This window comes from Streptomyces sp. NPDC001914 (assembly GCF_042891215.1).
GTDB lineage: Bacteria > Actinomycetota > Actinomycetes > Streptomycetales > Streptomycetaceae > Streptomyces.
On record NZ_JBIASW010000003.1, the window covers coordinates 333,922 to 344,877 of the forward strand.

A 10,956-nucleotide genomic window follows, 5' to 3' on the forward strand; every position below is an offset into this window, starting at 1 on the left:
GCGCGCCCGGCGGAGCAAGGAGCCCGCCGGGCGCGTGCGCCGGACGACTCACCCGTCGTGGACGCCGACCCGTTCCGCCTCGGGCTCCGCCACCGTCCGGCCGGACCGGGCGACGACGACGGACTCCCGCCCCCGCCGTACCCGCAGGCCGGGCAGCGTGATCAGCAGGCCCGCCAGGGCGATGCCGGTCACCACCATCAGGCCGGTCCGGTAGCTGTCGAGGACGTCCTGGGGCGAGGACCCCGCGGAGGAGCTCGCGGTGACGACGGCCGTCACGATCGCGAGGAAGATCGCGCCGCCGACCTGCACGGAGGTGTTCAGCAGGCCCGAGACCATGCCCTGCTCGTGGTCGTCGACCCCGTTCGTCGCCTGGATGTTGAGGGACGGGAAGACGAGGGCGCACGCGGCGCCGATCAGCAGCATGGTCGGCAGGATGAGCGTCGCGTAGACCGGGTCGAGGTCGACGCGCAGGAAGAGCGCGTACCCGGCGACCATCAGGGCGAAGCCCGTCGCGATGAGCCGGGGTGTGCCGAACCGGTCGACCACCGCCCCCACCTTCGTCGAGGACAGCGCCACGAGCGCGCCGGCCGGCAGGAAGGCGAGCGCGGTGTGCAGGGCCGACCAGCCGAGCAGCGACTGCATGTACAGGGTGACGAGGAACTGGAAGCCGACGTACGAGCCGAAGAACGCCATCGCGCCCAGCTGGGCCCGGATCTGGCTGCCGGAGCGCAGCACGCCGAGCCGGATCAGCGGGCTCGGACTGCGTCGCTCGATGCCGGCGAAGACGGTGAGCAGCACGGCGACGGCCAGGAACGACAGCAGGGTCCGTGCAGATCCCCAGCCGGCTTCGGGCGCCTGGACGACGGTGAAGACGAGCAGCAGCATCGAGGCGGTGCCGATGACGGCGCCCGGGATGTCGTAACCGCCGTGGCTCTTCTCGCGCTCGCTGCGCGGGATGAGCTTCAGGCCCGCGAACAGGGCGACGACGGCGATGGGCGCGGGAAGCAGCATGGTCAGTCGCCAGCTGGCCTCGGTGAGCAGGCCGGACAGCACCAGGCCCATGGAGAAGCCGGTGGCCGCGCAGGTGGTGTAGATCGAGAGGGCGCGATTGCGCAGCGGGCCCTCGGCGAACGTCGTGGTGATGATCGACAGGCCGGCGGGCGCGGTGAACGCGGCGCTCAGGCCCTTGATGAAACGGCTGGCGATCAGCAGGGGGCCCGAGTCGACGAGACCGCCGAGCAGCGAGGCGAGCGCGAACACGGCGAGGGCCACCAGGAAGACCTGGCGTCGGCCCAGCAGGTCGGCGGTGCGTCCGCCGAGGAGCAGCAGTCCGCCGTAACCCAGGATGTAGCCGCTGACGACCCATTGGAGCGTCGAGGTGGAGAGGTCGAGTTCGGAGCCGATGGACGGCAGTGCCACGCCGACCATCGACACGTCCAGCGCGTCCAGGAACATCGCGGCGCAGAGCACGAGCAGGGTGCCCCACAGCCGGGGGGTCCAGCGTCCCGGCGAGGGGTGGGTGAGCGGAGAGGTCATGGCACGACAGTACATGCACATGCATTCAATGCAAGTGCATTTAATTCCGATGCAACAAAGACGTTTCTTTGCTACGGTGCGTGCATGGCTGCCGAGAACGCTGAGCAAGGGCTCGTCGACCAGTGGCGCGGCATCCTGACCGTGCACGCCCGCACCCTCTGCGAGCTGGACCGCGAGCTGCACCCGCACGGCCTGGGAGCCAGCGACTTCGAGGTCCTCGACCTGCTGACGACGGGCACCGCGGCGGACGGCGGCCCCAGCTTCCGCGTCCAGGAGATCTCCGAGCGCGTCCATCTCAGCCAGAGCGCCCTGTCCCGGCTGATCGGACGCCTGGAGAAGGACGGCCTCGTGACGCGCGGCATGTGCGCCGAGGACCGACGGGGTGTGCGCGTGTGCGTCACCCCGAGGGGTCGTGAACTGCACGGCGAGGTGCTGCCGTTGCAGCGCGCGGTGCTGGCGCGGATGCTGGCGGGCGGCCCGGTGGCGTGCGGGGAGTGACCCGGCTGCCGCCCGGCGGGCCTCGGTGATCACTGCCGGGTGCGGCGGTGCCGGGCGTCCGGCTTCGGAACACGCCGCCCGGCTCGGGGACCGGGCGACGGAGGCGTCCCTCAGCTCCAGGTGATGGCGGACTTCTCCCGCCACAGGGTCGCGAGGGAGGCGTCACCCGTCACGGCCGGGAACGGGGCACGGTTCCACAGGGCCAGGTAGAGCCCCGCGGCAGGTCCCGTCAGCTCGCAGTCCACGTCCGCGCTCCGGCCGGATTCGGAGTCGGTGTCGGTCTTGGTCTCGGTGTCGGCACGATCGCCGCGCTCGGTGACCGGCGGTCCGGACGACAGGCGTACGGTCCACACCGCGTCCGTGCGGTCCGTGGCCCGCACGCGCAGCACACGGGGCTCCTCGGTGCGGACCTTGCTCCTGTCCCGCCCGTGGAATCCACGCAGCAACTCGTCGATCCCGTCGACCGCGAGGTCCGGCGCGACGAGGGTGGGCTCTCCGCCGAGCGCGGACTCGGCGTCGACCCGGTGCACGGTGGTCTCGTGGGCCTGCCGGCGTGCCCAGAAGGCGAGAGGCGAGGGCGCCGGCAGGAAGCTCCAGCACCGTACGTCCGGAGAGGCGCCGGCCAGGGTGTCCACGAGCCGGCGGTGCCCGTCGCGGAACCAGGTCAGCAGCTCGTCGTGGTCCAGATCCGGCAGACCGCCGTCGGGGTGGTACGAGGTGTGCTCCTCGGCGACGAACGCGGTGGCCCAGCGGTGGACCATGCCCGTGTGTCGCACCAGATCCCTGACCTGCCAGCCGGCGCAGGTCACGACCTCGGCGTCGACGCCCGCCTTCTCCGCGGCGGTGGCCAGTGAGCGGCCCTCCCGGTCCAGGGTTTCCACGAACTCCCGAATCTCCATGCCGAGAAGTGTGCCCGACACGGATGCCCAGCACGGAGCGCGGCGCCGAAGTGCGGGGGAGGGGAGGCGACTTCAGCGGGCTCGGTGCCCGCCGGGCCGCGGGCCGGCCCGCGTGCGACTCCAGGTCCGGCCCGAGGGTCGGCGTCCGAGCGACGCCGGCTCCGGCCCCTGGCCCGGGCAGGCGTCCGTGCGGCTCCGGCTCCGGGCGGCGTCCGTACGGTTCGGTGCCCGCCGGGCCCCGGCCCCCTGTCCCAGTCACGCCGCGCTGTACCAGTCGCCCCACGGGATGCCCGGCACCCCACGGTGTCCCCGTCACCCCACCGCGGCCCGGCGCGTGGCGAATCCGATCAGGGCGGCCACGGCCGCCAGCACCGCCACGCTCGTGAGCGCCGTCGGCAGGGAGTACCAGTCGGCCATGAACCCGATCGCGGGCGGTCCGATCAGCAGGCCCCCGTACCCGAGGGTGGAGGCGACGGCGACCCCGTTCGCTCCGGCGAGCGCGCCGGCCCGGTCGACCGCCACGGGGAAGACGTTGGCGAGGCCGAGTCCGGTGACGGCGAAGCCGAGGAACGCCGCCCAGACGGAGGGTGCGAGCGAGCCCAGCAGCATGCCGAGCGAGGCCGTCGTGCCGCCCATGACCAACGTGCGCGTCCAGCCCAGCCGTTCGAGCAGTGCCGTTCCGCTCAGCCGGCCGATCGTCATGGCGAGCGCGAAGCAGGAGTACCCGATGGCGGCGGTTCCCGGGCGTGCCTGAAGGTCCTGCTGCAGATGGAGCGCGCCCCAGTCCGCGAGCGCGCCCTCGCCGTACGCGGTGCACAGGGCGATCAGTCCGAAGACCACCACCAGGCCACGGGTGCGGGAGTCGAGACGGCGGTGCCCCTCGGGCGCGTCACCCCGTGGGCGGTCCGGCGCCACCGGGACGTCCTCGCGGAGCAGCGCGCGTCCCGCGACGGCGGTCACGAGCAGGCTGACGACGGCGATGCCGAGCAGATGGCGCGTCGGGGACAGATACCCGGCGACGAGTCCGCCGAGGGCCGCTCCGAGCATGCCGCCCAGGCTGTAGGCCGCGTGGAAACTGGGCATCACGGGGCGCCGCAGCGCGGCGACGAGGTCGACAGCCGCGCTGTTCATGGCGACGTTGATGCCGCCGTAGCCCACGCCGAAGACCAGCAGGGACAGTCCGAGAAGCGGTACCGAGTGGGCGAGCGGAGGCAGGACGATGCTCAAGGACAGCAGCACGCCGCAGGCCACGGTCACCGGGTGACTGCCGAACCGTCGGCACAGCCGCCCGGTCAGCATCATGGTGATCACGGCTCCGGCGGAGACCCCGAGAAGAGCGAGGCCGAGAGCGCCGGCCGAGGCGCCGGTCTGGTGCTTGATGGCGGGGATGCGGACGACCCAGCCCGCGAAGACGAAGCCGTCCAGGGCGAAGAAGGCGGTGAGCGTGATGCGGAGTCGGGTGAGGGAACGATCCGGCACGACACTGTGCGGGACCAGTTTGTTTATTAGCGGCACAAAATCACGTTAGATGTATGCCGCACGTGAGGCAAGGGGAGGGGCGGGTCGGGATTCGGGGGCCGGGTCGCGTGAAGGCGCTGGTGGGGGGGCCTTCACGCCGTTCGTGGAACGGCCGAGGGCCGCCACCCGCGGTGCGGGTGGCGGCCCTCGGGGGTCGCGGATCTTCCCATGAGCTGGTCAGGTGTTCGCCGCGACCGTCCTGGCGTCCCCTCTCCGACCAGAGGGGAGCCCGGAGCGGACCGGGTGTCAGACCGCCGGAGCCGGGAAGGTCGGGTACTCCACGCCCGAGACGTGCTGGACGACGCGGATGACCTGGCAGGAGTAGCCGAACTCGTTGTCGTACCAGAGGTAGAGGATCGCGTTGTCGTCCTCGACCTTGGTGGCGCCGGCGTCGACGATCGAGGCGTGGCGCGAGCCGATGAAGTCGCTGGAGACCGCGTCGGGGGCGCTGATGAAGTCGATCTGGCGCTTGAGCGGCGAGGTCAGCGAGACGTTGCGGAGGTAGTCGAGGACTTCCTCGCGGGTGGTCGCGCGGCCCAGGCGCAGGCTGAGGATCGCGATCGAGACGTCCGGCACGGGAACGCGGATCGAGCTGCCGGTGATGGGCGCCTTGAGGTCGGGCAGCGCCTTGGCGACCGCGGAGGCGGCACCCGTCTCGGTGATGACCATGTTGAGCGGCGCGGAGCGGCCGCGGCGGTCGGAGCTGTGGTAGTTGTCCAGCAGGTTCTGGTCGTTGGTGAACGAGTGGACGGTCTCCACGTGGCCGCGCAGGACGCCGTACTCCTCGGCCATGGCCTTGAGCGGCGGCACGATCGCGTTGGTGGTGCAGGAGGCGCAGGACAGGATCTGCTCGTCCGGCTTGATCGTGTCGTGGTTGACGCCGTGCACGATGTTCGGGACGTCGCCCTTGCCCGGGGCCGTCAGGACGACCTTGTCGATGCCGGGACGCAGGTGGTTCGAGAGGCCCGCGCGGTCACGCCACTTGCCGGTGTTGTCGACGAGGATGGCGTCCTTGATCCCGTACGTCGTGTAGTCGATCTCGGACGGGTCGTTGGCGTAGATGACCTTGATCTCGTTGCCGTTGGCGATGATCGTGCTGTTCGCCTCGTCGACGGTGATCGTGCCCTGGAACTGGCCGTGGATGGAGTCGCGGCGCAGCAGCGAGGCGCGCTTGACGATGTCCTGGTCGCCGCCCTGGCGCACCACGATGGCACGCAGGCGGAGCCCGTTGCCCGAGCCGGTCTTCTCGATGAGCAGCCGGGCGAGCAGCCGGCCGATGCGGCCGAAGCCGTAGAGGACGACGTCGCGGCCCTCGCGGCGCTCGATCTTGTTGTCGCCGGTGGCGCCGGCGACCGCCTCGGCCGTGAACTCCTCGACGGACAGACCGCGGTCGTCGGCCTGGTACGTCGCGGCGAGCATGCCGATGTCGATCTGGGACGGGCCGAGATCCAGCGTGGTGAGCGTCTGCAGGAAGGGCAGCGTGTCGGTGACCGACAGCTCCTCGCCGGCGATCTGCCGGGCGAAGCGGTGGGTCTTGAGGATGCTCACCACCGACTTGTTCACCAGCGAGCGGCTGTGCAGAAGGACGGTGACGTCCTGCTCCCGGTGCAGCCTCCCGATGATGGGGATCATCGACTCCGCGATCTCTTCGCGGGTCTTCCAGTTGGTGAACGCGTCGTCGTTGACAGTCACAGGAATCATCTTTCGAGCTAGGTGGCGCTCATATGGTAACCGGACCCTGATTCCGACGTTCATGCGGTGTCCACTCGGACGTCCACGCGTGGAGAGACCGGCGTCCGCCGGGGCGTCCGGGACCTGTCAGACGTTCGTGCCGGGCAGCGGACGGCGGGCGACCTCGTGGGCGTCCTCGGGCGTGAGTCCGAGCATGCGCAGGATCAGTTCGGCCATCTCCTCGTCGGCGCCGGCGAGGGCGGGACCGGAATGCGGGGACGACTTCAACTGCAGCAGGCCGAGGAGGGAACCGCCGACGGCGCTGAGGGCCACGAGAGGGCTCGCCACACGGAACCGTCCGGAGGCGTTGCCCTTCTCGATGTCCCGCAGCGCCCGGGGGCCGAGGCCGAAGTCCTCGTGGATGTACGGGAGCCCGCCGAACCGCAGCACCCGGGTGAGCTCGGGGTGGGTGTCGGCGAGCCGGAAGGTCAGCCGGACGCTCACCGCGAACACCTCGGCGGGGTCGTCGAGGCCGTCGGTGATCGAGTCGATCAGCTTCCCGTACTCCTCCAGGGCGTCGACGACGGCGGCCTCGAACAGCTCCGCCTTCGTCCGGAAGTGGTTGTAGAAGGAGCCGAACCCGACGTCGGCGCGTTCGGCGATCTGCTGGATGCTGACCTCGCTCGTGCCCTGCTCGGCCAGGATCCGCTGGGCGGCGACGATCAGGGCGTGGCGGGTCTGTGCGCGGCGGCGCTCGAAGCGGTTGGCGGGCTGCTGGGTGTGTGCTCGGTCGGGCATGCCGCCAGCGTATCTCCAAGCCATCAGTCCTGATGAGATCATCAATTCTTGGCAGGTGCCTCCGTGGGCCGGACGGGCGTCCGGCCCACGGGTCGGTCAGCTCCTCATCGCCCGGGCCAGCGCCGCCAGCCGGCGCGGATCCAGCTCGTTGTCCTCGCGCAGTGCCTTCAGGACCTGGCGGAGCAGTGCCGCGGAAGGAGCCGCGCCGAGGAAGTCGCGGGTGGCCGGGGGACCCCACTGCACCAGCCCGGAGGCCGCCATCGTGGCCCAGCCGGGCTCCACGCTCCGGTCGAACATGTCGCCGTCGGTGAAGTGCTCGAACAGGAGGCGGTCCGGGTCGCGCCAGTAGTCGAAGATCTGGCTGCCCTGGATGTGCCGCCCGATGCCCCAGGACCGGCGATAGCCGCGCTCGGCCAGATACGCTCCGCCCGCCGCCAGCGCGTCCAGGTCCGTGACCTGGTAGGCGGAGTGGACGTACCCGTTCTCCGGGCTCAGATGCAGGGCGAGCGTGTGGTGGTCGGCGGGGACGGAACCCCGGTCGCAGCGCAGGAACGCCATGGTCGGACCACGCCGGCGCTGCCCGTCCAGGAACAGGAAGTCGCTGACGATCAGGCCGAGATGTTCCAGATACCAGTCCAGGGCGCGCAGGAACACACGGCTGGAGAGCACGACATGGCCCAGTCGCTGCACCTGGGCGGGCTCGCGCACCGGGCGCTGGACGGCGTTGACGCGCGGCACGGCCGTTCCGGCGTTGATCGACAGAGGCCGCTGACCGGGCACTTCGGCGTGCTCCAGGACGCCGTGGACGACCCGGACCGGCAGTCCGGAGGGATCGGTGAGGTCGACGGCCCGGCCGCCGCCGTACTCGGTGATCGCCGTGACGTCACGCCCGGTGGCCGCCGCGAGCCGTTCCAGGTCGGCCGCGTCCGCCGCCTGGAACACCGGCCCGAGGAACCGTGAGCCGGCTCCGCGGCGGATCACCAGACAGTGCGTTCCTGACCGGCTCCCCCGCAGGTACAGGGCGTCGGGGGTGCGCTCCGCGACGCCGAACCCGAAGTCGCGGGCGAAGGTCTCCGCGCGGTCCAGGTCCGGCTTGACGAACTCCAGCCACGCCAGGTCCACCGCCTTGACGACCGGGTCGGCGGCCCGCCCCGGATGCTCCCCGCGCAGGGCACCGTCCTCGCTGTGCAGCCCGCGGTGCGGATCGGCGTCGTACGACATGGGTCCTCTCCTCCTTCGGCTAGTGGGCCAGCAACCGGCGCAGGACCGCGGTCAGTTCGGCCTCGCAGTCGGACGCCGCATCCTGTGCGCGCCAGGCGACGAAACGGTCGGGGCGCACCAGGACCGCGCCGCCCGGGCCGTGTCCCCGCAGCCGGGTCCAGGTGCTGCGCGGGTCCCGGTAGTCGCCGTCGAGGTGCCCGACGCGTACGGCGTCCAGGGGCACCCCCGTCGCGGCGCCTGCCTTGACCGCCGCTTCCGTCCATGCCGAGCCTTCCTCGCCCGCGACGAGCAGGAAGCGTCCCGGTGCGATCAGGTCCATGACGGGCAGCCGGTCGCCGTCCGGGGTGTCGAGCCAGGCGTGCGGCAGCGGGTGGCCGGGCCGCGCGTCCGCCCGGTAGATCCGCACGGGGTCGGGGCTCACCGGCGGCTCGGTGCCGTCGGGGACGACGGCCGCGGAGTCGTAGGTGAAGCCGTACTCGATGTTGTGCTCGCTGAACTCCATGGACTGGCTCGCGATGGCGCGCAGCACCGAGGCGCGGTGCTCGGCGTCCTCGGGCCGCTCGCTCCATATCCGGCTCAGACTGCGCCAGTTGGACTCGGCGCCCGCCTCCGCGCTGCCGCCGATGAGGTCCGTGGTGACGAGGTGGTTGAGGGCGTTCTCCAGGGACCGCCGGACGTTGGTGGCGGTGACCGGCTTGCGTTCGGCCTCGTACGTGTCGAGCAGCGCCTCGCCCGCGCCGCCGCTCAGTACCGCGGCGAGCTTCCAGGCCAGGTTGTGGGCGTCCTGGACGGCGGAGTTGAGGCCGAGCCCGCCGGTCGGCGGGTGGCGGTGGGCCGCGTCGCCGAGGAGCAGGACCCTGCCCTCGCGGAAGCGCTCGGCGACAATCCCCTCGACGTTCCAGCGGGAGATCATGTGGATGTGGACCGGATGGTCCCCGATCCCGAGAGCGGCGCGCAGATCGGCGACGACCGCCTCGTCGTCCAGCGAACGCTCGTCGTCCGCGCCGTAGTTGAGATGCAGGACCCACTCCTCGGAGTCAGGGCCCCAGCGCTCGGGTCCCATCGGGACGAGGACGCCGGCCGCTGCCGTGTCCGGCAGCCAGAGCCACCTGATCAGCACGTGCGGGTCCCGCGCCCACCGTGAGAGGTCGGCGGTGAGGTGGAAGGTGACCACGCGGGCCACGTCGCGCATGCCCTCGGCGGCGATACCGAGCGCCGGTCCGACGGTTCGTCCGCCGTCGGCGGCCAGCAGGTACCGCGCGCGGACCCGGTAGTTCTCGCCGGTGTCGCGGCGGGTGACGGTCGCGGTGACATGCTCGGCGTCCTGGCTGAACGCGGTCAGTTCATGGTGGAAGCGCACCCGGTCCGGGCCCGCCAACTCCTCGGCCCGTCGGCGCAGATGGGGTTCCAGACGGATCTGCGGCAGGTTCGTGGGCCGTTGGGCGCTGGCCCCGGCCCACTCCGGTGTCGTGCCGGCGGCCCCCCACGACTCCACCGTCGCGATGCGCCGCCCGGCATCCGGATGGCCGCCCGCGAGACCGGCGTACCAGCCGGAGTGGGTCATGGACTCGGTGGGCGCCCCGGCGGCGTAGATCGGCTCGTCCAGGCCCAGGTCCCGGAAGATCTCCATGGTGCGCTGGTTGAGCAGATGGGCCTTGGGGAGGACGGAGGTGCCGGGCCAGGCGTTGACCAGCAGGTGGTCGACACCGAGTTCGCTCAGCAGCATGGACGCGGTCAGGCCCGCGCCGCCCCCGCCGACGATGAGGACGGGGACATCGAGATCGTGCATGGTGTGCTCCTGGTGAGGGGCCGGGATCGGTCAGCCGGCGGTGAGTCGGGGGAAGAGCCGCAGGGCGTTGCCGCTGTCGACGGCGGCGCGGGTCGCTTCGTCCAGGTCCGCGTACTCGGCGAGCATCGCGCCGAAGTAGGCGACGGCGAGGTCGGGAGCGAACGGCCAGTCGGAGCCGTACACGACATGTCCCGGCCGGGCGAAGGCGAGCAGGCTGGGCAGCGAGGCGGGACTCGCGGTGAGTGCCGTGTCGAAGTAGAAGGAGGCGAGGTCGTCGAGGAGTTCGCCGGGGTCCCGGCCGGTCTCGGCGAACAGGGCAGCCGCGATGCGATGAGCGGCGTACGGCAGGAATCCGCCACCGTGGGCCAGGACGATCCGCAGGTTCGGGTAGCGGCGCGGGATGTCGTGCAGGACGAGGTTCGTCGCGGCACGGGTGGTGTCGAGGAGGAAGTCGACCGCGAACGGCGGGATGCCGGGCACGGGCGGCGCGGGCAGGACCGAGGGATGGACGAACACGACGGCCGAGCGCCGGTCCAGCTCGGCGAACAGCGGCTCCTGGGACGGATCGCCGAGGTAGGTGCCGTCGGCGTTGCCCAGCAGCGTGACTCCGTCGGCGCCCAACTCGTCGAGTGCGTGGACGACTTCACCGGTCGCCGCGTCCACGTCGGGCAGCGGGGCGGTGGCCGGGAATCCGAACCGGTCGGGACGGTCCTTGACGCACTCGGCCGCGTATTCGTTGACGGAGCGGGCCATTTCGCGGGCCTCCGCGCCGTCGCCCAGATGGGTGCCCGGTGTCGACAGGGACAGGACACCGGTTCCGATGCCGTGTTCGTCCATGAGGGCGACGGCCCGTTCCGGACTCCACGCGGGCAGGGCGCGGCCGCCGGCCTCGCCGATTCCCTTGCGCTCCAGCCATGCCGTGTAGCGGGGCGGGAGCAGATGCTGATGTACGTCGATGCGGGTCATGGGGCTCCTTCCTCCGTTCGGGAGGGGTCCGGGCCGCGGAGGGTCCTTGGCCGGGAGGGG

General features: G+C 71.6%; 9 protein-coding genes. 1 reads left to right on the plus strand and 8 read right to left on the minus strand.

The window, feature by feature from the left end:
* Positions 1-48 precede the first annotated feature (48 nt).
* Positions 49-1,536: an MFS transporter gene (locus ACFYYF_RS10770; RefSeq protein ID WP_388773600.1), complete on the minus strand. Its 1,488-nt coding sequence runs from the start codon at positions 1,534-1,536 to the stop codon at positions 49-51.
* An 84-nt stretch (positions 1,537-1,620) separates the two neighbouring features.
* Here ACFYYF_RS10770 and ACFYYF_RS10775 point away from each other — a divergent pair, with 84 nt between their 5' ends.
* Positions 1,621-2,034, plus strand: coding sequence for a MarR family transcriptional regulator (locus ACFYYF_RS10775; RefSeq protein WP_361680860.1), 414 nt, complete (start codon positions 1,621-1,623; stop codon positions 2,032-2,034).
* 110 nt (positions 2,035-2,144) lie between these two features.
* Here ACFYYF_RS10775 and ACFYYF_RS10780 read toward each other — a convergent pair whose 3' ends face one another.
* From ACFYYF_RS10780 to ACFYYF_RS10810, 7 genes are all read right to left on the minus strand, one after another.
* A complete protein-coding gene (locus tag ACFYYF_RS10780) occupies positions 2,145-2,933 on the minus strand; it encodes a maleylpyruvate isomerase family mycothiol-dependent enzyme (RefSeq protein WP_388773603.1) in 789 nt (262 codons plus the stop codon).
* Positions 2,934-3,245: 312 nt separating this feature from the next.
* Complete coding sequence (locus tag ACFYYF_RS10785) at positions 3,246-4,448, minus strand: MFS transporter (protein WP_388773606.1); 1,203 nt, start codon at positions 4,446-4,448, stop codon at positions 3,246-3,248.
* A 249-nt stretch (positions 4,449-4,697) separates the two neighbouring features.
* Complete coding sequence (locus ACFYYF_RS10790) at positions 4,698-6,143, minus strand: glyceraldehyde-3-phosphate dehydrogenase (RefSeq protein WP_388773608.1); 1,446 nt, start codon at positions 6,141-6,143, stop codon at positions 4,698-4,700.
* 126 nt (positions 6,144-6,269) lie between these two features.
* A complete protein-coding gene (locus tag ACFYYF_RS10795; RefSeq protein WP_388773610.1) occupies positions 6,270-6,920 on the minus strand; it encodes a TetR/AcrR family transcriptional regulator in 651 nt (216 codons plus the stop codon).
* 96 nt (positions 6,921-7,016) lie between these two features.
* Positions 7,017-8,141 (minus strand): VOC family protein, encoded by a 1,125-nt coding sequence (locus tag ACFYYF_RS10800; protein WP_388773613.1) that lies wholly within the window; start codon positions 8,139-8,141, stop codon positions 7,017-7,019.
* Between the two features lie 19 nt (positions 8,142-8,160).
* Complete coding sequence (locus ACFYYF_RS10805) at positions 8,161-9,930, minus strand: FAD-dependent monooxygenase (protein ID WP_388773616.1); 1,770 nt, start codon at positions 9,928-9,930, stop codon at positions 8,161-8,163.
* Between the two features lie 30 nt (positions 9,931-9,960).
* Positions 9,961-10,896, minus strand: coding sequence for an amidohydrolase family protein (locus ACFYYF_RS10810; RefSeq protein ID WP_388773619.1), 936 nt, complete (start codon positions 10,894-10,896; stop codon positions 9,961-9,963).
* Between the last annotated feature and the right edge of the window lie 60 nt (positions 10,897-10,956).

Excerpts from the sequence above, each read along its gene's own strand:
- ACFYYF_RS10770 (WP_388773600.1), bottom strand. The coding sequence starts at position 1,536 with ATGACCTCTCCGCTCACCCACCCCTCGCCGGGACGCTGGACCCCCCGG.
- ACFYYF_RS10775 (WP_361680860.1), top strand. The coding sequence starts at position 1,621 with ATGGCTGCCGAGAACGCTGAGCAAGGGCTCGTCGACCAGTGGCGCGGC.
- ACFYYF_RS10780 (WP_388773603.1), bottom strand. The coding sequence starts at position 2,933 with ATGGAGATTCGGGAGTTCGTGGAAACCCTGGACCGGGAGGGCCGCTCA.
- ACFYYF_RS10795 (WP_388773610.1), bottom strand. The coding sequence starts at position 6,920 with ATGCCCGACCGAGCACACACCCAGCAGCCCGCCAACCGCTTCGAGCGC.
- ACFYYF_RS10800 (WP_388773613.1), bottom strand. The coding sequence starts at position 8,141 with ATGTCGTACGACGCCGATCCGCACCGCGGGCTGCACAGCGAGGACGGT.
- ACFYYF_RS10805 (WP_388773616.1), bottom strand. The coding sequence starts at position 9,930 with ATGCACGATCTCGATGTCCCCGTCCTCATCGTCGGCGGGGGCGGCGCG.
- ACFYYF_RS10810 (WP_388773619.1), bottom strand. The coding sequence starts at position 10,896 with ATGACCCGCATCGACGTACATCAGCATCTGCTCCCGCCCCGCTACACG.